At 74.1% G+C, this 25,073-nt stretch carries 21 protein-coding genes; 12 read left to right on the top strand and 9 right to left on the bottom strand.

Annotated elements, in window-relative coordinates; genetic code table 11:
* Nucleotides 1–25 precede the first annotated feature (25 nt).
* From pepN to EIZ62_RS21815, 6 genes are all read left to right on the top strand, one after another.
* Nucleotides 26–2,587, top strand: a complete 2,562-nt coding sequence (gene pepN, locus EIZ62_RS21840) for an aminopeptidase N (RefSeq protein ID WP_156694361.1) — start codon at nucleotides 26–28, stop codon at nucleotides 2,585–2,587.
* A 205-nt stretch (nucleotides 2,588–2,792) separates the two neighbouring features.
* The gene (locus EIZ62_RS21835) at nucleotides 2,793–4,436 is read left to right on the top strand and encodes a sensor histidine kinase (RefSeq protein WP_156694359.1); all 1,644 of its coding nucleotides are present in this window, start codon (nucleotides 2,793–2,795) and stop codon (nucleotides 4,434–4,436) included.
* On the top strand, nucleotides 4,433–4,840 hold the full coding sequence (locus EIZ62_RS21830; protein ID WP_156694357.1) for a roadblock/LC7 domain-containing protein: 408 nt from the start codon (nucleotides 4,433–4,435) through the stop codon (nucleotides 4,838–4,840). The genes EIZ62_RS21835 and EIZ62_RS21830 overlap by 4 nt, the downstream gene beginning before the upstream one ends.
* On the top strand, nucleotides 4,837–5,214 hold the full coding sequence (locus tag EIZ62_RS21825; RefSeq protein ID WP_156694356.1) for a DUF742 domain-containing protein: 378 nt from the start codon (nucleotides 4,837–4,839) through the stop codon (nucleotides 5,212–5,214). The genes EIZ62_RS21830 and EIZ62_RS21825 overlap by 4 nt, the downstream gene beginning before the upstream one ends.
* Entirely contained in the window at nucleotides 5,195–5,815 is a 621-nt protein-coding gene (locus EIZ62_RS21820; protein ID WP_156694354.1) for a GTP-binding protein, read from the top strand. Before EIZ62_RS21825 ends, EIZ62_RS21820 begins: the two co-directional genes overlap by 20 nt.
* Nucleotides 5,812–7,245 carry a cytochrome P450 gene (locus EIZ62_RS21815; protein ID WP_425281834.1) on the top strand — a complete coding sequence of 478 codons (1,434 nt, stop codon included), beginning with the start codon at nucleotides 5,812–5,814 and terminating at the stop codon, nucleotides 7,243–7,245. Before EIZ62_RS21820 ends, EIZ62_RS21815 begins: the two co-directional genes overlap by 4 nt.
* Nucleotides 7,246–7,287: 42 nt before the next feature.
* Here the strand turns inward: EIZ62_RS21815 and EIZ62_RS21810 are convergent, their stop codons facing one another.
* The 3 genes from EIZ62_RS21810 to alc all read right to left on the bottom strand — a co-directional run bounded on the left by EIZ62_RS21810 (nucleotide 7,288) and on the right by alc (nucleotide 10,735).
* On the bottom strand, nucleotides 7,288–8,397 hold the full coding sequence (locus EIZ62_RS21810) for a terpene synthase family protein (protein ID WP_156694351.1): 1,110 nt from the start codon (nucleotides 8,395–8,397) through the stop codon (nucleotides 7,288–7,290).
* A 2-nt stretch (nucleotides 8,398–8,399) separates the two neighbouring features.
* Entirely contained in the window at nucleotides 8,400–9,323 is a 924-nt protein-coding gene (locus EIZ62_RS21805; protein WP_156694349.1) for a methyltransferase domain-containing protein, read from the bottom strand.
* 260 nt (nucleotides 9,324–9,583) lie between these two features.
* Nucleotides 9,584–10,735, bottom strand: a complete 1,152-nt coding sequence (gene alc / locus EIZ62_RS21800; protein ID WP_156694347.1) for an allantoicase — start codon at nucleotides 10,733–10,735, stop codon at nucleotides 9,584–9,586.
* A 97-nt stretch (nucleotides 10,736–10,832) separates the two neighbouring features.
* On the opposite strand from alc, the gene EIZ62_RS21795 reads away from it, so the two are divergent.
* On the top strand, nucleotides 10,833–11,438 hold the full coding sequence (locus tag EIZ62_RS21795) for a TetR/AcrR family transcriptional regulator (RefSeq protein ID WP_156694345.1): 606 nt from the start codon (nucleotides 10,833–10,835) through the stop codon (nucleotides 11,436–11,438).
* Between the two features lie 20 nt (nucleotides 11,439–11,458).
* On the opposite strand, the gene EIZ62_RS21790 is transcribed toward EIZ62_RS21795, so the two are convergent.
* The 5 genes from EIZ62_RS21790 to EIZ62_RS21770 form a co-directional block, all read right to left on the bottom strand.
* Nucleotides 11,459–12,361, bottom strand: a complete 903-nt coding sequence (locus EIZ62_RS21790; RefSeq protein ID WP_156694343.1) for a LysR family transcriptional regulator — start codon at nucleotides 12,359–12,361, stop codon at nucleotides 11,459–11,461.
* A gap of 27 nt (nucleotides 12,362–12,388) precedes the next feature.
* Complete coding sequence (locus tag EIZ62_RS21785) at nucleotides 12,389–13,321, bottom strand: DMT family transporter (protein ID WP_167536408.1); 933 nt, start codon at nucleotides 13,319–13,321, stop codon at nucleotides 12,389–12,391.
* Between the two features lie 192 nt (nucleotides 13,322–13,513).
* On the bottom strand, nucleotides 13,514–13,741 hold the full coding sequence (locus EIZ62_RS21780) for a hypothetical protein (protein WP_156694340.1): 228 nt from the start codon (nucleotides 13,739–13,741) through the stop codon (nucleotides 13,514–13,516).
* A gap of 21 nt (nucleotides 13,742–13,762) precedes the next feature.
* On the bottom strand, nucleotides 13,763–15,871 hold the full coding sequence (malQ, locus tag EIZ62_RS21775; protein WP_156694338.1) for a 4-alpha-glucanotransferase: 2,109 nt from the start codon (nucleotides 15,869–15,871) through the stop codon (nucleotides 13,763–13,765).
* Nucleotides 15,872–16,177, bottom strand: a complete 306-nt coding sequence (locus tag EIZ62_RS21770) for a hypothetical protein (RefSeq protein WP_156694336.1) — start codon at nucleotides 16,175–16,177, stop codon at nucleotides 15,872–15,874.
* Between the two features lie 269 nt (nucleotides 16,178–16,446).
* Here EIZ62_RS21770 and EIZ62_RS21765 point away from each other — a divergent pair, with 269 nt between their 5' ends.
* Nucleotides 16,447–19,416 carry a glycoside hydrolase family 84 protein gene (locus EIZ62_RS21765; RefSeq protein ID WP_156694334.1) on the top strand — a complete coding sequence of 990 codons (2,970 nt, stop codon included), beginning with the start codon at nucleotides 16,447–16,449 and terminating at the stop codon, nucleotides 19,414–19,416.
* 6 nt (nucleotides 19,417–19,422) lie between these two features.
* Here the strand turns inward: EIZ62_RS21765 and EIZ62_RS21760 are convergent, their stop codons facing one another.
* The gene (locus EIZ62_RS21760; RefSeq protein WP_156694333.1) at nucleotides 19,423–19,956 is read right to left on the bottom strand and encodes an HNH endonuclease; all 534 of its coding nucleotides are present in this window, start codon (nucleotides 19,954–19,956) and stop codon (nucleotides 19,423–19,425) included.
* A gap of 219 nt (nucleotides 19,957–20,175) precedes the next feature.
* Here EIZ62_RS21760 and EIZ62_RS21755 point away from each other — a divergent pair, with 219 nt between their 5' ends.
* The 4 genes from EIZ62_RS21755 to EIZ62_RS21740 all read left to right on the top strand — a co-directional run bounded on the left by EIZ62_RS21755 (nucleotide 20,176) and on the right by EIZ62_RS21740 (nucleotide 24,983).
* Nucleotides 20,176–21,255 (top strand): mechanosensitive ion channel family protein, encoded by a 1,080-nt coding sequence (locus EIZ62_RS21755; RefSeq protein ID WP_244376257.1) that lies wholly within the window; start codon nucleotides 20,176–20,178, stop codon nucleotides 21,253–21,255.
* A gap of 202 nt (nucleotides 21,256–21,457) precedes the next feature.
* Entirely contained in the window at nucleotides 21,458–22,636 is a 1,179-nt protein-coding gene (locus EIZ62_RS21750) for an ROK family transcriptional regulator (protein WP_156696539.1), read from the top strand.
* A gap of 104 nt (nucleotides 22,637–22,740) precedes the next feature.
* A complete protein-coding gene (locus EIZ62_RS21745) occupies nucleotides 22,741–24,006 on the top strand; it encodes a 6-phospho-beta-glucosidase (RefSeq protein WP_156694331.1) in 1,266 nt (421 codons plus the stop codon).
* The gene (locus tag EIZ62_RS21740) at nucleotides 23,997–24,983 is read left to right on the top strand and encodes an N-acetylglucosamine kinase (RefSeq protein ID WP_156694329.1); all 987 of its coding nucleotides are present in this window, start codon (nucleotides 23,997–23,999) and stop codon (nucleotides 24,981–24,983) included. Before EIZ62_RS21745 ends, EIZ62_RS21740 begins: the two co-directional genes overlap by 10 nt.
* Nucleotides 24,984–25,073: the final 90 nt, after the last annotated feature.

Genomic DNA, 25,073 nt, shown 5'->3' with positions numbered 1-25,073 from the left:
CGTCACACAACGAGGAGATGACCGGGTGCCTGGCACGAACCTGACCCGTGAAGAGGCCCAGCGGCGGGCGGAGCTGCTGACCGTGGACTCGTACGAGATCGACCTCGATCTCGGTGGCGCGCAGGAGGAAGCGACCTACCGGTCGGTGACCACCGTGCGCTTCGATTCCGCCGAGGACGGGGCTGAGACCTTCATCGACCTGGTCGCCCCGGCCGTGCACAAGGTCACGCTGAACGGGCACGCGCTGGACGTCGCTGCGGTCTTCCGGGACGCGCGGATCACGCTGAAGCACCTGAAGCAGGGCCGCAACGAGCTGACGGTCGTCGCGGACTGCGCGTACACGAACACCGGTGAGGGCCTGCACAAGTTCGTCGACCCGGTCGACGACCAGGCGTACCTCTACACCCAGTTCGAGGTGCCGGACGCGCGGCGGGTGTTCGCGAGCTTCGAGCAGCCCGACCTGAAGGCCACGTTCCAGTTCACCGTGAAGGCGCCGGCGGGCTGGACCGTGATCTCGAACAGCCCGACGCCGGAGCCGAAGGACGACACCTGGGTCTTCGAACCCACACCGCGGATCTCCACCTACATCACGGCCCTGATCGTCGGCCCGTACCACGCGGTGCACAGCTCGTACGAGAAGGACGGGCAGAGCGTGCCGCTGGGCATCTACTGCCGGCCCTCGCTGGCCGAGTACCTGGACGCGGACGCGATCTTCGAGGTGACGCGGCAGGGCTTCGACTGGTTCCAGGAGAAGTTCGACTACGCGTACCCGTTCGCCAAGTACGACCAGCTCTTCGTGCCGGAGTTCAACGCGGGCGCGATGGAGAACGCGGGCGCGGTGACCATCCGCGACCAGTACGTCTTCCGCTCCAAGGTGACGGACGCGGCGTACGAGGTGCGGGCCGAGACCATCCTGCACGAGCTGGCGCACATGTGGTTCGGCGACCTGGTCACCATGGAGTGGTGGAACGACCTGTGGCTGAACGAGTCGTTCGCCACGTACACCTCCATCGCCTGCCAGGCCGCGGCGCCCGGCTCGCGCTGGCCGCACTCGTGGACGACGTTCGCGAACTCGATGAAGACCTGGGCGTACCGGCAGGACCAGCTGCCGTCCACGCACCCGATCATGGCCGAGATCAACGACCTGGACGACGTCCTGGTCAACTTCGACGGCATCACCTACGCCAAGGGCGCCTCGGTGCTGAAGCAGCTGGTGGCGTACGTCGGCGTGGACGCGTTCTTCCGGGGTGTGCAGGCGTACTTCAAGCGGCACGCGTTCGGCAACACGCGCCTGTCGGACCTGCTGGGCGCGCTGGAGGAGACCTCCGGGCGCGACCTGCGGACCTGGTCGAAGGCATGGCTGGAAACCGCCGGCATCAACATCCTGCGCCCGGAGATCGAGGTCGACGGGAACGGTGTGATCACCTCGTTCGCGGTCCGGCAGGAGGCCCCGGCGCTCCCGGCCGGCGCCAAGGGCGAGCCCGTGCTGCGGCCGCACCGGATCGCGATCGGCCTGTACGACCTGGACGGCGGCAAGCTGGTCCGCACGGACCGGGTGGAGCTGGACGTCACGGCGACCGGGCGGACCGAGGTGGCGCAGCTCGCGGGCAAGCGGCGCCCGGCGGTGGTGCTGCTCAACGACGACGACCTGTCGTACGCCAAGGTCCGCCTCGACGAGGTGTCGCTGGAGAACGTCACCGGGCACCTGGGCGACTTCGCCGAGTCGCTGCCGCGCGCGCTGTGCTGGGCGTCCGCCTGGGACATGACGCGGGACGGCGAGCTGGCCACGCACGCGTACCTGGAGCTGGTGCTGTCGGGCATCGCGAAGGAGTCGGACATCGGTGTGGTGCAGTCGCTGCACCGGCAGGTGAAGCTGGCGCTGGACCTGTACGCGGCGCCCGAGCGGCGTGAGGCGGCGCTGGCGCGCTGGACCGAGGCGACGCTGGCGCACCTGCGCACCGCGGCGCCGGGCAGCGACCACCAGCTGGCGTGGGCGCGGGCGTTCGCGGCGACCGCCCGGACGCCGCAGCAGCTGGACCTGCTGACGGGTCTGCTGGAGGGCACGGAGACGATCGAGGGCCTGACCGTCGACACCGAGCTGCGCTGGGCGTTCGTGGAGCGGCTGGCGGCCACGGGCGTGTACGACGAGGCGGAGATCGCCGCGGAGTACGAGCGGGACCGTACGGCGGCCGGTGAGCGGCACGCGGCGACCGCACGGGCGGCCCGGCCGACCGAGGAGGCCAAGGCCGAGGCGTGGGCGTCGGTCGTCGACTCGGACAAGCTCCCGAACGCCGTGCAGGAGGCGGTGATCGGCGGCTTCGTCCAGACCGACCAGCGCGAGCTGCTGGCCCCGTACACCGAGCGGTACTTCGCGGCGGTCAAGGGCGTGTGGGAGTCCCGCTCGCACGAGATGGCCCAGCAGATCGCGGTGGGGCTGTACCCGGCGCTCCAGGTGTCCCAGGAGACCCTGGAGGCGACGGACGCCTGGCTCGCGGACGCCGGGCCGAACGCGGCGCTGCGCCGGCTGGTGTCGGAGTCGCGGGCGGGCGTCGAGCGCGCGCTGCGGGCGCAGGCGGCGGACGCGTAGGCACGGCGGAGGCACCCTCGTCCGGGAACGCCCCGGGCCCGGTCGACCGGGCCCGGGGCGTTCCCGTGTCCGGTCGCTCGGGGAGCCGTTGCGGACGGACGGCGTCCGGATACTGACCCACTGTCAAGAACCTTGGTCAACAACCGATAAGCTTCCGGGCCGTTGTGTCCTTTGATCTTTCGCTTTCGATCGTTTGAGGGTTCTGATGGTTCGAGAGGGAGCGTCGCCCGGCAGTCCAGGGCCCACCTCACCCGTCATATGGGCGTTGCCCGCCATCGTGATCGCAGCGGGCACCGCCGTCGCCGTGGCCCTGGTCTCCGGACCGGCCCGCACGCCGGTCGCCTGGCTCGGAGCCGCCGCCTTCGTCGCGGTCGCGCTCTGCGGCGGGGCCGCCGCCCGGCGCGGTGGCGAGCTGGCGCGGTTGCGGGCCACGGTGCGCGAGCAGCACACGGCCCTCGCGCGCCAGGAGGCCGAGACGGTGCGGCTCGCCGGCACGCTGCTGCCGGACGTCGTACGGCGGCTGCGCGAGGGCGAGTTCCCCGAGGACGTCCTCGCCTCGCTGGAGACCGCCGACGCCTACGGGCCGGGGCTGACCCCGGAGTTCCGGGCCGCCCACCAGGCGGTGCTGCGCTCGGTGCTGGACGCCGTGGTCGCGGAGGAGGACCTGCGCGAGTCGGCGCAGCGCGCCTTCGTGAACATCGCCCGCCGCGTCCAGGCCATCGTGCACCAGCAGGCCCAGGAGCTGCGGGACATGGAGGACCGCCACGGGCAGAGCCCGAGCGTCTTCGGCGACCTGCTGCGGCTCGACCACGGGACCGCGCTCATCGGCCGGCTCGCCGACTCCATCGCCGTGCTCGGCGGGGCACGGCCGGGCCGTCAGTGGAACAGGGCCGTGCCGCTCTACAGCGTGCTGCGCGGCGCGATGTCCCGGATCATCGACTACCAGCGCGTCGAGCTGCACTCGGTGTCCGAGGTCGCGGTCGTCGGCCCCGCCGTCGAACCCCTCATCCACGCGCTCGCCGAGCTGCTGGACAACGCCACCCGCTACTCGCCGCCGCGCACCAGGGTCCACCTCACCGCGGTGGACGTGAACGCGGGCATCGCCATCGAGATCGAGGACGGTGGCGTGAGCATGAGCGAGGAGGCCCGGGGCAGGGCCGAGCGCATGCTCCGCCAGGCCCAGCAGGGCATCGACCTCAACGACCTGGGCGAGACGCCCCGGCTGGGCCTCGCCGTGGTGGGCCGGCTGGCGCAGGCGTACGACTTCCAGGTCTCGCTGCGCTCCTCGGCGTACGGCGGTGTCCGTGCCGTCCTCGTCGTCCCGCAGGAGCTGATCACCACCACCTCGGCCGCGACGGGCCTCGCCCACGGCATCGGCACCTCCTCCGGCCCCCGGGGAGCCGTCCCGCCGCCGGCACCGGCGCCGACACCGGCGCAGGAGGCGGCCGTCCCGGCGCCCGTACCGGCGCCCGCCCCGACCCCTCAGGCACCGGCCGCGACCGGCCCGACCACCGCCGACGCGCCCGTCGTGACCGAACGGACGCCCAGCGGCCTGCCGCAGCGCCGCCGCAAGACCCGGGTCACCGCGCCGGAGCCCGCGGCCACCGGCGCGGGCGGGGCCCCGGTGGGCGCCCTGCCGACCGGCGCCGTACCGACGGGGGCCGCGCCGACCACCAGCACCACGACCAGCCGGACCACCGCCGCCGCCGAGCCGGAGCCCGCGCCGCAGGTGCAGCCCGGCATGTGGCTGGCCGCCTTCCAGAGCGGCCTGTCCGGAGAACGCCAGCCCGGCGCAGACCAGAACAGCGACGCCTCGCCGGCCTCGGCGAGCAAGGGGGAACAGCCATGAGTCAGCAGCGGCCCGACATGGACTGGATGCTCAAGGACCTGGCAGAGAGCGTTCCGCAGACCCGTCACGTCATCGTGCTCTCCGCCGACGGCCTGCGCATGGCGCAGTACGGGGCCGAGACCGACACCGCCGACCGGCTGGCCGCCGCCTGCGCGGGCCTGCAGAGCCTGGCCGGCGCCGTCGCCGCCGAACTGCCGCACAGCGAGGGCCGGATGCGGCTCGTCGTGATCGAGATGGACGGCGGCTTCTTCTACCTGATGGCGGCCGGCGCCGGCGCGTACCTCGCCGTCCTGGCCGACGAGGGCGTCGACGCCGGACTGATGGGTCAGCGGATGCGCGACCTGGTGGCCCGGATCGGAGAGCACCTCAGCAGCCCGCCCCGCCGCGACGGGCTGCCCGCGTGAGCGAACCGGGCCGGCCCCGCGGTACCGGCCCCGACTGGGAGGACGGCAGCCCGGAGCGGCTCTACGTGATCACGGGTGGGCGCAGCGGCTCGTTAGAGTCCGCCCCCCTCGACCTGGTCACCCTGATCGTGGCCAGGTCGGGGCCCAGGCCCGGACTTCCGCCGGAGCACGCGGCGATCATGCGGATGTGCCAGGCTCCGCTGTCGGTCGCCGAGATCTCCGCGTACCTCTCCCTGCCGGTGAGCGTGGTGACCGTCCTGGTCGGTGACCTGCTCGCGGACGGGGACGTACTGGCCCGCGCGCCCGTCGCCCGCGCCCAACTCCCCGACCTGGCACTGATTGAGGCAGTGATCGATGGACTTCAGAAGCTCTGAGCCGCCCGCCGGTCCGCGCCGCGCGGACACCCTGCCGGCCACGACCACCGCCGCGGTCAAGGTGGTGATCGTCGGCGGCTTCGGGGTCGGGAAGACGACGCTGGTCGGCTCGGTGAGCGAGATCCGGCCGCTGACCACCGAGGAGACGATGACCCAGGCCGGGGTCGGCGTCGACGACACGGCCGGCGTGGAACGCAAGAGCTCCACGACCGTGGCCATGGACTTCGGCCGCATCAGCATCAACGAGGAGCTGGTGCTGTACCTGTTCGGCACGCCCGGCCAGGAGCGCTTCTGGTTCCTGTGGCGCGGCCTGTTCGAGGGCGCGCTGGGCGCGGTGGTCCTGGTCGACACCCGCCGCCTGGAGGTCAGCTTCGACGTCATCGGCCGGCTGGAGGAGCGCGGCGTCCCCTTCGTGGTCGCCGTCAACTCCTTCCCCGGCGCGCCCGAACACCCGGTGGATGAGCTCCGCGCCGCCCTCGACCTGCCCGCGTCGGTGCCGATCGTCCGCTGCGACGCCCGGCTGCGCGACTCCAGCCGCGACGTCCTGATGACGCTGATGCGCTACCTGCACTCCCTCGCCGTGACCCCGGAGGCATCGTGACCACGCCGTCCACTCCCCCGCCCGTCCCGGGCCCGCCACAGCCGTTCCCGGCGGGTCCGGCGTCCCCGCCCCCGGGCTGTCCCGCGCACCGGTTGTACGGCCCCGCGGCCGAGGCCGACCCGATCGGCCTGTACGAGAAGCTGCGCGCCGAGCACGGCAGCGTCGCCCCGGTCCTGGTCCACGGCGACCTGCCGGCCTGGCTGGTGCTGGGCCACCGGGAGAACCTGGACGTGGCCCGCACGCCGTCGCGGTTCTCGCGCGACCCGCGGCTGTGGCACGCCATGCGGGAGGGCAAGGTGACCGCGGACCACCCGCTGGCGCCGATCGCCGCCTGGCAGCCGGTGTGCAACTTCCAGGACGGTCCGGAGCACCAGCGACTGCGCGGTGCGGTCACGGAGGCGCTGGAGCGTTTCGACCGGCGTGGTGTGCGCCGGTACGTGAAGCGGTTCGCCGAGCAGCTCATCGCGGGCTTCGTGGACTCCGGCCGCGCCGACCTGGTGACGGACTTCGCCGAACCGCTGCCCATGCTGGTGATGACCCAGCTCGTCGGGGCGCCGGAGTCGTACGGTCCACGCCTCGTGGAGGCGGGCCGGGACATGATCAAGGGCACGGAGACCGCCGTGGCCAGCAACGCGTACGTCACCGAGGTGCTGGAGCAACTGCTCGCCAGGAAGCGGGAGGTGCCGGGGCGGGACTTCACCTCGTGGCTGCTGGAACACTCGCCGTCGCTCTCCGACGAGGAGATCGTGGAGCACCTGCGGCTGGTCCTCATCGCGGCGTTCTCGACGACCGCCAACCTGATCGCCAACGCCCTGCGCCTGGTCCTCACCGACCGGCGCTTCCGCGCGAACCTGTCGGGCGGCCACATGACCCTGCCCGACGCGCTGGAGCAGGTGCTGTGGGACGAGCCGCCGCTCATGACGATCCTGGGGCGGTGGGCGACCGGTGACACCCGCCTCGGCGGCCGGCACATCAAGGCCGGTGACATGCTGCTGCTGGGGCTCGCCGCCGCCAACACCGACCCCGCGATCCGTCCGGACCCGGGTGTCCCCGTGCACGGCAACCGGTCGCACCTGGCGTTCAGCGGCGGGCCGCACGAGTGCCCGGGCCAGGACATCGGCCGGGCGATCGCGGACACCGGTGTCGACGTCCTGCTGTCGCGGCTGCCCGACCTGGAACTGTCGGTCGCGGAGGGCGAGCTGCGCTGGGAGTCGTCGCTGATGTCGCGCGAGCTGGTTTCGTTGCCCGTGACGTTCACCCCGCGCGGGGCGACGGGTACCACGACCGCCCCCGTCGCGGCCGCCTCCGTCGCGGTCGCCGCCTCGCAGCCGCTGCCCGAGGCGGTGCCGGAACCGGCCCGTTCCGTCCCCGTGGAGGGCGGTGACCCGGGCCGGTCGTCGTGGTGGAGCCGTCTGCTGCGGCGCGGCTGAACCGGAGCGACCGCGGGAGCCCGCCGTCGCGTCAGCCTCGCGTCAGCCGTCGAGCTGCCGCCACCACCAGGCGATCGCCGGGACGGGCGGCGGCTCGGGGCTCGGGTCGCTCGGGGTGTCCCGCCAGGTGATGTCGTAGGAGGCGCCCTCGACGGGCAGCGCGTTGCGGTTGCGCGGGCTGGCGTAGCGCGGTGCGCGGTTCTGCCAGGTGATGCAGCCCGCGACGTAGTGCGCGAGCGAGTCGAGGTAGCGGCGGAGCGGTTCGCCGGCGTCCCGGGCGAGCTGCTCGCTCAGCCGGACGAACAGGGTCATGGCGCGGTCGCGCAGGGCGACGGCCGGGACCAGCGCCTCGCGCGGGGTGCAGCCGCGGTCGCGGGCGACCACGTTGAGCAGGTTCTGCTCCCGGGGTTCCTGGTGGTCCTCCTTGTTGTACGAGAACAGGTCGTTGTCGCAGGAGACGATGAAGCCGGCGGCGTCGGTGAGGGCCTGGACGGGCGCCGAGTAGAGCACGTCGGCGGGCAGGCGGATGTCGTTCGCCGCGTCGCACCAGGTGAGGGTGAAGCGGGTGCCGTTGACGGACGCCCGCATCGCCGCGAACTCGTTGAGGGACGGCATGACGTCGCGTTCGGTGTTCGCGGTCTGCCAGCCGGCGCCGAACAGCCAGTCGCGGGTCCCCTCGGTGAACCTGCGCAGCTGGAAGGGCGTGAGCATGGCACGAGTACGGGAGACCAGGTCGTCCAGGGCCTCGGTGAGCGGTCCGCGGGGGAGCAGCCGGGAGCCGGGCGCCTCGATGGTCCGGACGAGCCGGGCGCTGTGGTCGGTGATGTCGGCGGTCCGGGTGGCGGCGGACCCGGAGTCCTGCCAGTCGTCGACCGCGTTGGCCCAGTAGTTCCACTCGATGAACAGCAGGATCGGCTCCACGTCGCCGTGGGGGATGATCCGGCTGGTGAAGTCGGCGCTGTGGGTCGCCAGGCCCCAGGCGCGTTCGGTGGCGTCCGGATAGAGGCCGTACGCGTCGATCCAGGCGACGGCCCGCTCCTCCAGCTCGGCGGCCTTGGGGTGGAGCAGGTCCCGGTCGAATGGGCAGTAGAAGGGCGGGAGTCGCCAGCCGATCCGGGAGGGCGGTGTGTCCTCGGCGTAGGAGGGTGGCATCGTCAGCTGCCCCCGCCCAGGCGGAAGAGCAGCAGGCGGGTCTCCATGGCGTGGTCCCGCCAGATGCGGAACAGTTTGCCGTGGGTGATCGTGGACTCCTGGAGCCGTTCGCGGGACCAGGCCGTCCGGTCGGTGGCACCGGCCGGGGCGCGCTCGGCACGTTCCAGCTCGGCGGTGTTCCAGGCCATGGACTGGACCCAGAACTCGGCGACCCGGTCGGTGACGTCCTCGTCCTGTTCGAGTTCGAAACCGGCCGCCTCGGCGGCGAGGATGTATTCGGTGAGGGTGCCGAGGCGGGTCTTGTAGTAGCCGTCGATGAACTCGGTCCACTCGGGGCGGCGGATGAAGTGCTCCTGGAGGCCGAACCAGCCGCCCGGCTTCAGGGACTTGGCGACGACCTTGAAGAGCCGCTCGCGGTCCATGTAGCCGGAGCTCTCGTTGGCGTACGCGGCGTCGTACTTGCGTTTGGTGCGGAAGGCGTGGATGTCTCCGAGGACCGGGGTGACCCGGCCGGCGACCCCGGCCCGGCGGGCGAAGTCCTCGATGAGCGGGACGTGTTCGCCGGTGACGGTGATCCCGGTGACCTTGGCGCCGTGCTCCTGGGCCCAGTAGAGCGAGCCGCCGCCGACCCCGCAGCCGATGTCGAGGAGCCTGCGGGGCGGGGTGGAGTGCGCGCCCCAGGTGCGCGCCGCGTGCGCGACGATCGCCTCCTGGGACTCGACTATCCGGCGCTTGAGGACGCGCTGGGCGACGGTGGTGTTGGGCGTGGCGCCGGGGTCGAACAGCCCCACGTGGAAGTGGACGCGCGGGCCCGGTCCGTACTTGTGGAGGATGTCCGCCGTCTTGCGGCTGTAGTAGAGGGGGACTTGTGCTTCGTCGAACGCCTGGCCATCAGTGGTCGGCTGGATGGCGAGGTTGCTGTCCATCGGTTCTCCGGTCCTGCGGTCATGTGGGGGTGTTCATCGGCCGCCCCACCCTGCCCAAATATGACTGAAAAAAGTCCTCAGTTACTTAGGGTTTGAGCATAGTCACGCGCAAAAGGGCCACATTCTGCGCGAGTTGACCGCGTACGGGAACGCCGGAAGGGGCGCCCTCCCCTGCGGGGCGCCCCTCCCGGGTACTGCGTGGTGAAGCCCGCCCGGCGGGTGGGCGATCGGTGCGCGGCCGCCCGCCGGGCGGAGAGCGGTCAGCCGTTCAGCTCGGTCCAGCGGGCGCGGAGGGCGGCCGCGCCGTCGGTGGTGAGGGAGCCGTGCAGGCGCATCCGGGCGACGCCGCCGTCGGGGAAGGCGTCGAGGCGGACGTGGGTGGCGACGGCTTCGGCGGGGAGCACGAAGCGGTGCAGCGTGTCGGGCTGGAGCCGGGTGCGCGGGATGATCTCGAACCACTCCGCGCCGCCCTCGGGCCCGCCGTCGCGGCCCTGGAGGGCGATCCAGCCGGCGGAGTTGCCCTTGAGGTACGCGGTGTCGATCTCGACGGCCCGGACGGCGCCCCGGGCGGCCAGCCGGAAGCGCACCCAGTCGTTGGTGCCGCGCACCCGGCGGCGGCGGTTCTCCCAGCCGTCGTCCATCTTGCGGGAGGTCCCGGGCAGGATGATCTGGGTGGGCGAGGAGTAGAACTTGTCCGACGCGTCCTCGTAGGCGCCGCCGTTGAGCACCGAGACCAGGTCGATCGTCCCGAGCAGCTCCAGCCACTCCGGGTCGGGCACGACCTCGCCGTGGACGCGCAGGCGGGCGATGCCGCCGTCGGGGTGCTGGCACAGCCGCAGGTGGGTGAAGCGGCGCTCGGTGGTGATCTCGAAGCCGTTGGCGGCGTGGCCGCGTACGGGCGTGGGCGGGACCAGCTCCTCCCACTTCACGTCGTCGCCGAGCAGGTCTGCCGGGCTGGGCGAGCCGGGGACGGCGGCGGCCTGGACGGACACGCGCTGGGGGTAGTTGCCGCGGAAGTGGGCGGTGTCCACCACGATGCCGTGGATGACGCCGGGGGCACCGAGACGGATGATCGCCCAGTCGTGGTCCTCGGGGGCGGGGAAGGGGTTCCCGGCGTCGGCCCCGCGACGGCGACGGGTCTCCCAGCCGTCCATGATCTTGCCCTTGTGGCCGAAGTGCTCCGGGTCGAACACGGCGGGCTCGCGCACCAGCAGGTTCTCGCGCTCGGCGAAGAACTCGTCGTTGGCGGCGACGACACCGGCGCCGAGGCGGCGGTCGGCCAGGTCGACCAGCTCGGTGAAGGGGAAGTCCCCGGAGCGGTAGTCGGCGTAGGGGTCGCCGCCGCCGTAGGGCGCGGCGTCGTTGGCGTGCGGGTCCTGGCCGGGGGCGTGGTGGCTGGCGTCGAAGGTCATGCTCCGACTGTCCCGCCCAGGACCAGTGAGGTCCATCGGAAGTTTCTTCACTTGTTGTTAAGCAGGACTGAAAGATGACGGGCGGTACGCTGGTCCCATGGGCCAGCCGCAGGGCGCCGGCCCCGGCGGGCGCCACGAACGGGCCGACGCCGCGGACAACCGGTGCCGCATCCTGGAGGCCGCCGCGCGGATCATCGCCGACCGGGGCGCCGGCGCGCTGACGATGAACGGGGTCGCCCAGGAGACCGGTATCGGTGTGGGCACGGTCTACCGGCGGTTCGGGGACGTCGCCCAGCTGCTGTTCGCGCTGCTCGACGAGCGGGAGAAGCGGTTCCAGGACGCGTTCATGACCGGCCCGCCGCCGCTCGGCCCCGACGCCCCGCCCCTGGAGCGGCTGCGCGCCTTCCTGCACGCGCTGGCCGACCGCGTCACCGACCAGCTGGACATGCTGCTCGCCGCCGAGGCCGCCGCCCCGGCCGCCCGCCACCGCAGTGGGGCGTACGCGACGATGCACGCGCACGTGACGGTGCTCGTGACCCGCGCGCGGCCCGGGGCGGACGCCTCGCTGCTGGCCCACCTGCTGCTCGCGCCGTTCGCGCCGAGCCTGGTCCACCATCTGACGCGGGAGGGCGGCCGGAGCGTGGCCGACCTCAAGGCCGGCGCCGACGAACTGCTGAGGGGGCTCGCCCCCGACGCGCGCTGAAGCCCCGCCCCGGCCGGCGCCTACCGGCGCTCCGCGGCCTCCCGCAGCGCCGCCAGCAGGCGGGCCACCGCCGGGGCGGACTCGGCGCCGCGGCGTACCGCCGCCACGACGTGCCGGCGCGGCTGGTCGGCCTCCAGGACCCGCATCACCACTCCCCTGACGCGCTCCGCCGCCGCCATGCGCGGCACCAGCGCGATGCCCATCCCGGCCTCCACCATGGCGAGGATCGCGGTCCACCCGGCGGCCGAGTGCGCCTGCTCCGGTACGAACCCGGCCGCCTCGCACGCCGCCCTGGTGATCTCCGACCAGGGCCCGCTGCCCCCGAAGATCCACCGCTCCCCGGACAGGTCGGCCAGCCGCAGCCCCGGCGCCCCGGCGAGCGCGTGCCCGGCGGGGAGGGCCACGTCCAGCGGGTCGGCGAGCAGCGGTACGCGGCTGAACCCGGGGTCACGGGCGGTCGGGGCGTGCGCCGCCAGCGACAGGGCGAGGTCCACCTGCCCGGCCGACAGCAGCTCGTACGCCTCGGCCGCCTCGGCCTCGCGCACCCGCACCTCCAGCCCCGGGTGGTCGGCCCGCAGCCGCAGCACCGCCGGCACGACCAGGGCGGGCACGGCGGTGGAGAACGCGCCGACCCGGACCTCGCCGGCCTCGCCCTGGAGGTAGCCGGCCAATTCGGCGTCCGCCCTCTCCAGCTGGGCGAACACCACCTCGGTGTGGCGCAGGACGAGGTGCGCCGCGTCCGTGAGCCGCACCCGCCGCCCGTGCGCCTCGAGCAGCCGTACGCCCAGCTGCTTGGAGAGGTTGGTCAGCTGCTGCGACACCGCCGAGGGGGTCATCAGCAGCGCCTCCGCGGTCGCGGTCACCGTCTCCCGGTCGCGCAGGGTGCGGAGGATCTGGAGCTTCTTGATGTCCCACTCGGTCATGCCCCGCAACCTACCCATGGCCGCGCCTCACCTGCCCCGGGACGTCCCCAGGACCACCCCGCCCAGGATCAGCGCCATGCACAGGAACTGCAGCGGGCCCATCGCCTCCCCGATCAGCGCCCAGGACAGCAGCGCCACGCACACCGGCTGGAGGTAGTACACGACTCCCGCGCGGGCGGCGCCGATCAGCGCGATCGCCTTGTTCCAGGCGAAGAAGGCCACGGCGGAGGAGAAGACGCCGACGTACACCAGCGGGCCGACCGTGCCGGGCGTGGGCGTGAAGCCGCCCTGGACGGCGAGGCTGATCGCGTACACCGGCAGCAGCATCAGGGCGCCGAGCACGAACGTGGCGAAGAGGAACGCGGGCCCCCCGAGACCGGCCGGGCGCCGCCTCAGCAGCGCGCTGTAGGAGGCGAAGCAGCCGGCGGCGGCCACGATCCACAGGTCACCGGCGGACAGGTCGGGCACCAGGGAGCCCTTGCCGACCAGGAGCAGCACACCGGCGCAGGCGATCAGCATGCCGGTGACGCGGCGGGGGCCGAGCCGGGCGCCGCCGAGCCTCTCGTACACCGCCATCAGGACCGGCGAGGCGGCCATGACCATGCCCATGGTGCCCGCCGAGGTGGTCAGGCCGGCCTGGTTGACGAGGGTGTTGTAGACGGTGACGCCGAGCAGCGAGGCGAGCACGAGGAAGCCGAGGTGACGGCGGATCAGGGCGCGCTGCCGCCACGCCTCGCGGGCGGCGAAGGGCGCGACGGCCGCGATGGCGACGATCCAGCGCCAGAAGGCGGCCTGGACGGGCGGGACGGAGTCGTGCAGGGCGCGGGAGGTCACGAAGCTGCCCGACCAGACGACCGTGGCGAGGGCGGCGAGGAGGAGCCCGGCGCCGGAGGCTCGGGCGGTCGCCCTCCTCGTGCTGGTCGACCCGCCGGTGCGGACGCGCTGGTCCAGGACTGCCACGGTTTCCCTTGCCTCTCTCCCCGCGGGGATGGTGAACGAGGCACTACCGTCGCACCGACACTCCTCTTAGGTCCATCGAAGGTTTTTGACCAATTGATTCAGTTGAACTGAACATTGTTCGCAGGGAACGCCAACAGCCCGGGCGGTACGGGGTACCACCCGGGCGGGGTCCGCGAGCGGGGCTCGGGAGAGTCAGGCCTTCTTGGACTTGTCGAGGACCATGACCAGCCCGGCGATGACCAGGAAGAGCACGATCGGGGCGGCCACGTACAGGCCGAGGGTCTCGGCGACGCTCAGGCCGGAACCCGGGTCGTCACCGTCGTCGCGGGTGAGCGCGAGCGCGGGGGACGACATGAGCAGCATCATCAGCGTCGTACCGGTCGCGACGGCGCCGGTGCGCAGGGCGTTCTTCTTGTCCACGGTGCAAACGCTAGCGAACGCCTAGACGCCGCGCGCGTCCGGGGGTGCCGTGGACGGCCGCAGGACGTCCATCAGGGCGTGCAGGCGGGGTGAGACGGCCAGCTCCTCCAGGGTGACGGGGCGCCCCTCGGCGTCGGCGACCGGAAGGCGCCAGTTCGGGTACTGGTCCCAGGTGCCGGGCAGGTTCTGCGGGCGGCGGTCGCCGACCGCGTCCGGCAGCCAGACGCCGGTCATCCGGGCGGGGGTGCGGCGCAGGAACCGGTAGACCGCGCGGATCTCCGCCTCCTCGTCGCGCGGCCCCTCCTCCAGCAGGCCGAGCTCCCTCAGGTACGCCAGCCACTCGGCGACCTCCTCGGTGTCCTCGGCGCGCTCCTCGTCCAGGGGGCGGGTGAGCAGTCCGAGCCGGTGGCGCAGTCCGACGTGCTCGCCGGTGAGCCGGGCGGCGGTGGACGGCAGGTCGTGCGTGGTGGCGGTGGCGACGCAGTCGGACCGCCAGGTGCCGGGCGCCAGCGGCCGCCGGTCGCCCTCCCAGTCCCGCTCGAACCACAGCACGGACGTGCCGAGGACACCGCGCCGCTGGAGGTTCTCCCGTACGCCGGGTTCAACGGTGCCGAGGTCCTCGCCGATCACGACGGCGCCCGCGCGGTGGGCCTCCAGCGCGAGGATCGCGAGCATGGCGTCGGCGTCGTACCGGACGTAGGTGCCCTCCGTCGGGGGGCGGCCCTCGGGCACCCACCAGAGCCGGAACAGGCCCATGACGTGGTCGATGCGCAGGGCGCCCGCGTGCCGCAGCAGGCCGCGCAGCAGGTCCCGGTAGGGGGCGTAGCCGGAGTCGGCCAGCGCGTCGGGGCGCCACGGCGGCAGGCCCCAGTCCTGGCCGCGGGCGTTGAACGCGTCCGGCGGGGCGCCGACCGACATCCCGGTGGCGAACGCGTCCCCCTGCGCCCACGCGTCGGCGCCGTCGGGGTGGACGCCGACCGCCAGGTCGTGGACGATCCCGACGGACATGCCCGCCTCCCGGGCGGCCCGCGCGGCGGCGCCGAGCTGCTCGTCGGTGAGCCAGGCGAGCCGGCAGTGCAGGTCGACCCGGTCGGCCAGCGCGTCCCGCTCGCGGGCGGTGGCGGCCGAACGGGGGTCGCGCAGCCCTTCGGGCCACTGCCGCCGGTCGGCGCCGTACCGCTCGGCGAACGCGCACCAGGTGGCGTGGTCGAGCAGCGCCTGGCCGTGCTCGGCGCGGAACGCGCGCAGGGCGGCCTGCCGTCCGGGCCCGAGCGGCACCCGCCACAGCAGCTCCAGCGCCTGCCGCTTCAGCACCCACACCGCGTCGCGGTCGATCAGCTCGCCCTTGCGCAGCACCCCTTCGCGCAGCTCGCCCGCGCGCGCGACGAGCGCGTCCAGCTCGGCCCGGTCCTCACCGCGCGCGTACGCGTACTCGGGGACGTCCTCGATCCGCAGGTGCACCGGGTCGGGGAAGCGCCGTGAGGAGGGGCGGTACGGGGAGGGGTCGGTGGGCGTCCCCGGCACGGCCGCGTGCAACGGGTTGACCTGCACGAACCCGGCTCCCAGGTCGCGGCCCGCCCAGTCGGCCAGCTCGCGCAGGTCACCGAGGTCGCCCATGCCCCAGGACCGCGTGGACAGCAGCGAGTACAGCTGGACCAGCACGCCGTACCCGTGCCCGGCGGGCTGCGGCACGCGCGCGGGGGCCACGACGAGCGTGCTGTGCCCCGTGCGGCCGTCGCGCGCCCGGGCGCGGAGCGTGTGCACGCCCAGCGGCAGCCGTGCCCAGCGGGGCGTGCCGGAGATCTCGTCGCCGTTCTCCGTGGTGATCCGCAGCTCGGTGCCCGGCGGGAGCGTCGCGAGGGGGCGGGGCAGCTCGGCCGGCCGGCCGGGCGGTGCCCCGGCGTCCGGGTCGTCCTGCCACAAAACCAGGGTCGCCGGGAGGAGCCGGGCGTCCCTGGCCGCCTCGGTGGCGGCCAGGGACGCGCGCAGCGCCCCGGGCGTGGCGGCGTCGACGTTCAGGGCGGCGAGGACCTCCACCACCGTGGCGTCGGGGACCGGGACGGTGACGCCCGCGGACGGGGAGTACGCGGTGGCGACACCGTGCAGCGCGGCGAGCCGGGCAAGGGTCATTCAGGCTCCTGGGGACTCCGGTCCGCCGGCCGTGTGGTACGCGGTCGGCTCGCTGGTGAGGGGGGTGAAGTCGGTGAGGGCGGGTTCGCTGGTGAGGGGGGTGGCGTCGGGGAGCGGGGGTTCGCTGGTGAGGGGGGTGGCGTCGGCGAGCGGGGGTTCGCCGGTCAGCGGGGCGCCGGCCTCGGGCAGGCCGGTGAGGGGGCAGAATCCCGGGCCGTACCCGCTGACCGGTCGGTCGAGGGCGGGTGCGGGGCCCGGGACCTGTTTGGAGAGGGCGGAGAGCAGGAGCTGGGCGGAAGCGGCCACGGTGGCCTCCTTGTGCGGGTGACGGTGGGACACAGCAGCCCTACCCAGCACGCGCCCACACATCCGCCCGAAGTGGCGTCCGTCACATGGCTTTCCGGTGGCGGGAGTTGGACCGCACCCCGCGCCCCGGTAGGCAAATACGACACAACGGCCACGCACATTGACACCTTCGGCGAGTCGGTGGTGGGCTCGAAACCGACCGGTTCAGCCACCGGTCCGGCCTCCGGCCAAGCTACTCGCAGAACAACGAAAGACGAGGGGAGACGCGCGTGCAGTTCGGGCGCTTCGGCCGCGGAAAGCGGACCGCGACGGCCGTCGCCGTCGCCGTGATCGGCGGCCTGCTGGGTGGCGCTCCCGGGGCGCTGGCCGCACCGGGCGGCCCCGGCTCCCCCACCACGACCGTCCCGGAGCGGGACGGCACCGACCTGCCGCCGGTGTGGCCGCGCCCGCAGTCCCTGCGCGCCGCCGGCACCGCGATACCCCTCGGCGACGACGTGACGGTCCTCACCGGCGAGGGCGCCGACCCGTACGCGGCGGCCGCGCTGGAGGGCGTCCTGCGCGACGCCGGGGTGCGCACGGTGTACCGGGAACGAGAGGGCCGCGGGCCGGTCGTGCTGCTGGGCGGCGCCGCCGCGCACAGCGCCCTGCGCGCCCTGCGGGCGCCCGAGCGGGGCGACCTGCCCTCGGGCGGTTACCGCATCGCCACCGGCCGCCACGAGGGCCGCGACACGATCGCCGTGGACGGCGTCGGCCCGGACGGCCTGTTCCACGCCGTCCAGACGCTGCGCCAGCTGGTGACCGCCGGCCGCACCGTGCCCGGCGTCCTGGTGCGCGACTGGCCCGGAACCGCCGTGCGGGGCCTGACGGAAGGTTTCTACGGCCGTCCCTGGAGCCACGCCCAGCGGCTGGAGCAGCTCGACTTCATGGGCCGCACCAAGCAGAACCGGTACCTCTACGCCCCCGGCGACGACCCGTACCGCCAGACGCAGTGGCGCGAGCCGTACCCGGCCGCCCAGCGGGCCGAGTTCCGGGAGCTGGCCGAGCGCGCCCGGCGCAACCACGTGACGCTCGCCTGGGCCGTGACGCCCGCCCAGTCGATGTGCCTGGCGTCGGACGAGGACCTCACGGCGCTCAAGCGCAAGGTCGACGCGATGTACGCGCTCGGCGTGCGCGCCTTCCAGGTGCAGTTCCAGGACGCCTCCTACGACGAGTGGCACTGCTCCAGGGACGCGGACACCTTCGGTTCGGGCCCGGCGTCGGCGGCCCGTGCCCACGCGCGCGTGGGCACGGAACTGGCGCGGCACCTGGCCGGCCGGTACCCGGACGCCGAGCCGCTGACGCTGATGCCGACGGAGTACTACCAGGACGGCGCCACCGAGTACCGCACGGCGCTCGCCGCCGAGCTGGACGACCGGGTGCAGGTGGCGTGGACGGGCGTCGGGGTCGTCCCGCGCACGATCACCGGGCGGGAACTCGCGGGCGCCCGGGACGCGTTCGGGCACCCCCTGGTCACCATGGACAACTACCCGGTCAACGACTACGCGCAGGACCGCGTCTTCCTGGGCCCCTACATGGGCCGCGAGCCGGCCGTGGCGGCCGGTTCCGCCGCCCTGCTGGCCAACGCGATGGAGCAGCCCACCGCGTCCCGGATCCCCGTGTTCACCGCCGCCGACTACGCCTGGAACCCCAAGGGCTACCGGCCCGGCGAGTCCTGGCACGCCGCGCTGACCGACCTGGCCGGCGGCGACCCGCGGGCCCGTGAGGCGCTGCACGCCCTCGCGGGCAACGACGCCTCCTCCATCCTCAGCCGCACCGAGTCGGCGTATCTGCGTCCGCTGCTGGCCGGCTTCTGGCGCACCCGCGCCAGCACGACGGCCGACCCGGCGGCCCGGGACCGGGCGGCGCGGGAGCTGCGGGCGGCGTTCACCGTGATGCGCGAGGCGCCCGTGCGGCTGGCCGGCACCGCGGACGGTCTGCTGGACGACGAGGTGCGGCCCTGGCTGGAGCAGCTGGCGCGCTACGGCCGGGCGGGGGAGGCGGCCGTGGACATGCTCCAGGCGCAGTCCCGGGGCGACGGGGCCGCCGCCTGGCGGGCGTCCCTGGAGCTGGAGCCGCTGCGCAGGGAGCTGGCGGCGAGCCCGGCGACGGTCGGCGAGGGCGTCCTGGACCCGTTCCTGACGCGGGCCGTCGACGAGGCGGCGCGGTGGACGGGCGCGGCGCGCCGGGCCGGCACCGTGGCGCACGAGAACGGCTCGTACAGCGTGCGCCTGGACCGGGCGCGGCCACTGGACACGGTCACCGCGATGACGGTGCCGGGGGACCGCCCCGCGAGCGGCTCCGTCGAGGCGCACGTGCCCGGCCAGGGGTGGCGGCGGCTGGGCGCCCTGTCGGCGAGCGGCTGGACGCAGGCCGCCGCGCGGGGCGTGACCGCCGACGCCGTACGGATCACCTGGACCGGGCGGTCCCCCGGGGTGCGGGCCCTGGTCCCGTGGTTCGGGGACGAGCCGCAGGCCCGCCTGGACCTCCCGCGCAGCGAGACCGACGCCGTGATCGGCGGGGCCCCGCGCCGGGTGGACGCGGTGCTCGCCGCCCAGCGGCCCGGTGAGGTGCGCGGCACGCTCACCGCGAAGGCCCCGAAGGGTCTGAAGGTCACCGTCCCCAAGCAGACGACGGTGCCGCGCGGCACGGCCGCCACCGTCCCGGTCGACATCACCGTCCCGGCGGGCACCCCGTCGGGCGACTACCGGGTGCCGCTCTCCTTCGGCGGCCAGGAGCGCACGCTGACGGTCCGGGCGTACCCGCCGTCGGGCGGCGCCGACCTCGCCCGTACGGCCAGGGCGTCGTCGTCGGGGGACGAGACCGCCGACTTCCCGGCCGCGGCCGCGATCGACGGCGACCCGGAGACCCGCTGGTCGTCACCGGCCGAGGACGGCGCCTGGTGGCAGCTGGAGCTGGAGCGCCCGGTCCGGCTGGGGCAGGTCGTCCTGCACTGGCAGGACGCGCACGCCTCGAAGTACCGCGTCCAGGTGTCGGCGGACGGCCGGGTGTGGCGGACGGCGGCGACCGTGCGGGACGGCAAGGGGGGCCGCGAGGCGATCCGCATGGACGCCCCGGGCACCCGCTTCGTCCGCGTCCAGGGCGACGCGCGGGCCACGGAGTACGGCTACTCCCTGTTCACGGTCGAGGCGTACGCGGTCACCGCCCCCCTGGCGGCTCCTAGGGCCCCGGCCGGGTCCTAGGAGACCCTAGGAGACCCGGTCGATGCGGGCCATGGCGTCGTCGGCGCCGTACGGCTGGAGGTACGGCAGCCAGCGCGGGTCGCGGTGTCCGGTGCCGATGATGCGCCAGGCCAGGCCGGTCGGCGGGGCGGGCTGCTGGTGGAGCCGCCAGCCCAGTTCCCTCAGGTGCCGGTCGGCCTTGACGTGGTTGCAGCGGCGGCAGGCCGCCACGACGTTCTCCCAGGCGTGCTGCCCGCCGCGGCTTCGCGGCACGACGTGGTCGACGCTGGTTGCGACGCCACCGCAGTACATGCAGCGCCCGCCGTCGCGGGCGAAGAGGGCCTTGCGGGTCAGAGGAACGGGCCCCCGGTAGGGGACCCGCACGAACCGCTTCAGGCGGACCACACTGGGTGCGGCGATGACGTGGGTCGCGCTGTGCATGAAGGCGCCGGATTCCTCGAGGCAGATGGCCTTGTTCTCAAGGACGAGGACGAGCGCGCGGCGGAGCGGTACGACGCCGAGGGGCTCGTACGACGCGTTGAGGACCAGGACATGCGGCACGGATGCCTCCTATAACGCCGGCGGCGCGTGGCTCGCGCCGGGACGATCTGCTCTCAGTCTCTCCTCATGCCAGGTCGAAGCGCCACCACGTACCGGTAACGGGCCCGAAGTGTTTTCGACCACACCCTGATCATCCCCAGGTGAGACGCAGCTCTCCCTCGAACATGGCAACGAACCCCTCCGAGTGCCCCGTTAATGTAATTAGTCCGCTTGTCCATCCTGGAGGTTCCCGCCGTGCTCAGGTCCGCCGTTCCGGCTGCCGACCCTTCGCCCAGGCCGGTGTCGCTCGACGAAGCCGCCAAGCAGGCCGGTGAGGCCGCCGGCTGGGTGGAACAGAACTGGTCCACCTGGCTGAGCACCGGTCTGCGCATCCTGCTGATCCTGGTGGTGGCGATCGTGCTGCGCCACCTCGTCCGCAGGGCGCTGACCAAGCTCATCGAGCGCATGAACCGCAGCGCCCAGGCCGTCGAGGGCTCCGCGCTGGGCGGTCTGCTGGTGAACGCCGAGCGCCGCCGGCAGCGCTCGGAGGCCATCGGGTCGGTGCTGCGCTCGGTCGCGTCGTTCCTGATCCTGGGCACCGCGGGGCTGATGGTCCTCGGCGCGTTCAACGTGAACCTGGCGCCGCTGCTCGCCTCGGCCGGTGTCGCGGGTGTCGCCATCGGTTTCGGCGCCCGGAACCTGGTCACGGACTTCCTCTCGGGCGTTTTCATGATCCTTGAGGACCAGTACGGGGTCGGCGACTCGGTCGACGCGGGCGTCGCCTCCGGCGAGGTGATCGAGGTCGGGCTGCGGGTGACGAAGCTGCGCGGCGACAACGGTGAGATCTGGTACGTCCGCAACGGCGAGATCAAGCGGATCGGCAACCTCAGCCAGGGCTGGTCGACGGCGACGGTCGACGTGACGGTCCGCCCGACGGAGGACCTGGACCGGGTCCGCACCGTGATTGCGGAGGTCGGGGACTCCCTGGCCAAGGAGGAGCCCTGGAACGAGCGCCTGTGGGGCCCGGTGGAGGTCCTGGGCCTCACCGAGGTGCTGCTGGACTCCATGACCGTCCGGCTCGCGGCCAAGACGATGCCGGGCAAGTCGCTCGGGGTGGAGCGCGAGCTGCGCTGGCGCATCAAGCGGGCCTTCGACGAGGTCGGCATCCGCATCGTGGGCGGTCTCCCGGCCGTTCCGGCCGAGGACACGCCCGCCGACCCGACGGCCGGCATGGCCGCCCCCTCCGCCTACGCCTCCACCACCTCGCCCCAGTCGGTGGCGGCCACCCCGCTGACGCCGCCGGCGAACCTGACGAAGTAGGGCGACACCGCCCCGGAAGGGCGCCCCCGCCGTCGCGGCGGGGGCGCCCTGTTGACGTGCTCCTCCCGGCCGCCCTATCGTCCAGCCACTCCGACAGGAAACTTTCCTGACAGTGGTTCCCCACCGGTGAGGCAGGTGTTTCCCCGTGACCGGTACCGGCGCCTCCGGGGCCACCCCCGGCACGCCGCGCGTGCTGCGGGCCATGAACGACCGGGCCGCGCTCGACCTGCTGCTGGAGCACGGGCCCCTGTCCCGGACCAGGATCGGGACGCTGACCGGACTGTCCAAGCCCACCGCGTCGCAGCTGCTGGCGCGGCTGGAGGCGGCCGGTCTCGTCGTGGCGACCGGCGTGACCGAGGGGCGCCCGGGGCCGGGCGCCCGGCTGTACGCCGTGAACCCGCGCGCCGCGTACGTGGCCGGGCTCGACGTCACCCCGCGGCGCGTCCGCGCGGCCGTCGCCGACGTGACCGGCACGGTGCTGGGCGAGTTCGGCCTGGCCACCCCGAGGAAGGCGGCCGGGGACGTCGTACGGCAGGTGACGGACGCGCTGGACGGGGCCGTGAAGGCGGCCGGGATCACCCGGGGCGAGGTGCACCGGCTGGTGATCGGCACCCCCGGCGCGTTCGACCCGTCGACCGGGCGGCTGCGGTACGCCGCCCACCTGCCGGGCTGGCACTCCCCCGCGCTGCTGGACGAGCTGGCGGCGGCGCTGCCCATGCCGGTCGGGTACGAGAACGACGTGAACCTGGTCGCGGTCGCCGAGCAGCGGCTGGGGGCCGCGCGGGGGCATCGGGACTTCGTCCTGCTGTGGAACGAGGAGGGCCTGGGCGCCGCCCTGGTGCTCGGGGGCCGGCTGCACCGCGGCTTCACCGGCGGCGCGGGCGAGGTCGGTTTCCTGCCCGTGCCGGGCACACCGCTGGTGCGGCAGGTCACCAGGGCCAACAGCGGCGGCTTCCAGGAGCTGGCGGGCGCCCGGGCGGTGGCCCGGCTGGCCCGCGAGTGTGGCATCGAGGACGTACCGAGCGGGCGGCGCGGGGAGCGCGGTACGCACGCCGAGGTCGCCGCCGAGCTGGTGCGGCGGGCCGCGCACGCCGGGCCCGGCCCGTACGCCCGGCTGCTCGGCTCCTTCGCGACCGGGCTCGCCACCGGGCTCGCCGCGCTCGTGTCCGTCCTCGACCCCGAGCTGGTGGTGCTGTCCGGCGAGGTGATCACGGCCGGGGGCGAGCCGCTGCGCGAGCGCGTGGCGGCCGAGCTGGCCGAGCTGGCCCCGTCCCGGCCCCGGCTCGTCACCGGCGGCGTACGCCAGGACCCCGTGCTGCGCGGCGCGCTGGAGAGCGCGCTGGCCGCGACCCGTGACGACGTCTTCGACACCTCCCGTTGAACCCCACCTCAGGAGTCACCGCATGAAGCGCACAGCCCCGCTTCCCCCGGCCCTGTACGGACGCCGAGGGCGTCACACCGTCCGGAGCGAAGGGTGAGACGGGCATGAAGCTGGCTGTTGTGGGGGGCGGCTCCACCTACACCCCCGAACTGGTCGACGGGTTCGCCCGGCTCCGCGACACCCTCCCGGTCGGGGAACTCGTCCTGATCGACCCGGACGCCGACCGGCTGGAACCCGTCGGCGGACTGGCCCGGCGGATCTTCGCCAAGCAGGGCCACGACGGGCGCGTCACGACCACGTCCGACCTGGAGGCCGGGGTCGACGGCGCCGACGCCGTACTGCTGCAACTGCGGGTCGGCGGACAGGCGGCCCGGCACCAGGACGAGACGTGGCCGCTGGAGTGCGGCTGCGTGGGCCAGGAGACGACCGGCGCCGGCGGGCTCGCCAAGGCGCTGCGCACGGTGCCGGTGGTGCTGGACATCGCCGAGCGCGTACGGCGGTCCAACCCCCGTGCCTGGATCATCGACTTCACCAACCCGGTCGGGATCGTCACCCGCGCCCTGCTCCGGGCGGGCCACCGGGCCGTCGGGCTGTGCAACGTGGCCATCGGTTTCCAGCGGAGGTTCGCGCGGCTGCTGGGCGTCGCACCGGACGCCGTCCACCTGGACCACGTCGGGCTCAACCACCTGACCTGGGAGCGGGCCGTGCGGCTCGGCGGGCCGGACGGCGAGGACGTCCTGCCGAAGCTGCTCGCCGCGCACGGCGACACCATCGCCGGCGACCTGCGGCTGCCGCGCGCCCTGCTCGACCGGCTGGGCGTCGTCCCCTCGTACTACCTGCGCTACTTCTACGCCCACGACGAGGTCGTCCGGGAGCTGGGGACGAAGCCGTCGCGGGCGGCCGAGGTCGCCGCCATGGAGCGGGAACTGCTGGCGATGTACGGCGACCCCGCGCTGGACGAGAAGCCGGAGCTGCTCGCCCGGCGGGGCGGCGCCTTCTACTCGGAGGCGGCGGTCAACCTGGCGGCGGCGCTGCTGGGCGGCTCCGGGCCGGGCACGCAGGTGGTCAACACCGTCAACCGGGGCACGCTGCCGTTCCTGCCGGACGACGCGGTGATCGAGGTGCCGGCGGCCGTGGACACCGAGGGCGCGGTGCCGCTGCCGGTGCCCGCGCTCGACCCGCTGTACGCGGGGCTCGTCGCGCACGTGACGGCCTACGAGGACCTGGCGCTCCAGGCCGCCGTGCGCGGCGGGCGCGACCGGGTGTTCACGGCGCTGCTGGCGCACCCGCTGATCGGCCAGTACGCGCTCGCCGACGGGCTGACCGACCGGCTGATCGCGCACAACCGGGAGCACCTGGCGTGGGCGTGACCGCCGCGGTCCTCGCGATCGACGCGGGCAACAGCAAGTCGGACGTGGCGTTCGTCGGCGACGACGGCACGGTCCTGGCCGCCGCGCGCGGGCCGGGCTTCCAGCCGCCGAGGGTGGGCGTCGGGCCGGCGCTCGACGTGCTGGCGGCGATCGTCGGCGAGGCGCGGGCGTCCGCCGGCCTGCCCGTCGCCGGAGCGCGGCACGTGTCGGCGTGCCTGGCCAACGCCGACTTCCCCGCCGAGGAGGCCGAGTTGACGGCTGCCCTGCACGCGCGCGCGTGGGGGCGGACGGTCGAGGTCCGCAACGACACGTTCGCGATCCTCCGGGCGGGCGTGGACGAGCCGCGCGGGGTGGCCGTCGTGTGCGGTGCCGGTATCAACTGCGTGGGCATGCTGCCGGACGGGCGCACCGCCCGCTTCCCGTCGGTCGGCCGGATCTCCGGCGACTGGGGCGGGGGTTCGTTCCTCGTGGAGGAGGCGCTGTGGTGCGCCGCGCGGGCGGAGGACGGGCGCGGTGAGCCGACGGAGCTGGCCCGGGCCCTCCCGGCGCACTTCGGCCTGGACTCGGTGTACGCGCTGGTCGAGGCGCTGCACCTGGGGCGGATCCCGGCCGGGCGGCGGCACGAGCTGACGCCGGTGCTGTTCGCGGCGGGCGCCGCGGGCGACCCGGTGGCCCGCTCGCTGGTGGAGCGGCAGGCGGAGGAGGTCGTCGCGCTGGCGACGGTCGCCCTGGACCGGCTCGGCCTGCTGGACGAGGAGGTTCCGGTCCTCCTGGGCGGCAGCGTGCTGGCGGCCCGGCATCCCCGGCTGGACGGCCGGATCACCGAACTGCTCGCCGCCCGCGCCCCGAGGGCCACCGTCCACGTGGTGACCGAACCTCCCGTCCTGGGCGCCGCGCTGCTCGGCCTGGACCGCCTCGGCGCCCCCGCCGGGGCGCGGGCCAGGCTGCGGGCGCACTACGCGCGGGGCCCCGAGTAGGGAACCTCCGGGGTGCGTACGGCGTATACAGGGTGGGGAGATCGAGGGGTGGTGCGAGCGGGGCGGCGGGCACAGCAGGACAAGATCGAG

Source organism: Streptomyces ficellus, from assembly GCF_009739905.1.
GTDB lineage: Bacteria > Actinomycetota > Actinomycetes > Streptomycetales > Streptomycetaceae > Streptomyces > Streptomyces ficellus_A.
The sequence above is the reverse complement of the archived record's forward strand: the minus strand, read 5'-3'. Positions and strand labels throughout refer to the sequence as shown.

Bases quoted from the DNA above. Each gene is read 5' to 3' on its own strand.
- EIZ62_RS21790 (WP_156694343.1), bottom strand. From the start codon at position 12,361: ATGACCGAGTGGGACATCAAGAAGCTCCAGATCCTCCGCACCCTGCGC.
- EIZ62_RS21745 (WP_156694331.1), top strand. From the start codon at position 22,741: ATGAAGCTGGCTGTTGTGGGGGGCGGCTCCACCTACACCCCCGAACTG.
- EIZ62_RS21805 (WP_156694349.1), bottom strand. From the start codon at position 9,323: ATGGACAGCAACCTCGCCATCCAGCCGACCACTGATGGCCAGGCGTTC.
- EIZ62_RS21820 (WP_156694354.1), top strand. From the start codon at position 5,195: ATGGACTTCAGAAGCTCTGAGCCGCCCGCCGGTCCGCGCCGCGCGGAC.
- EIZ62_RS21830 (WP_156694357.1), top strand. From the start codon at position 4,433: ATGAGTCAGCAGCGGCCCGACATGGACTGGATGCTCAAGGACCTGGCA.
- EIZ62_RS21795 (WP_156694345.1), top strand. From the start codon at position 10,833: ATGGGCCAGCCGCAGGGCGCCGGCCCCGGCGGGCGCCACGAACGGGCC.
- EIZ62_RS21750 (WP_156696539.1), top strand. From the start codon at position 21,458: ATGAACGACCGGGCCGCGCTCGACCTGCTGCTGGAGCACGGGCCCCTG.
- malQ (WP_156694338.1), bottom strand. From the start codon at position 15,871: ATGACCCTTGCCCGGCTCGCCGCGCTGCACGGTGTCGCCACCGCGTAC.
- EIZ62_RS21810 (WP_156694351.1), bottom strand. From the start codon at position 8,397: ATGCCACCCTCCTACGCCGAGGACACACCGCCCTCCCGGATCGGCTGG.
- alc (WP_156694347.1), bottom strand. From the start codon at position 10,735: ATGACCTTCGACGCCAGCCACCACGCCCCCGGCCAGGACCCGCACGCC.
- EIZ62_RS21835 (WP_156694359.1), top strand. From the start codon at position 2,793: ATGGTTCGAGAGGGAGCGTCGCCCGGCAGTCCAGGGCCCACCTCACCC.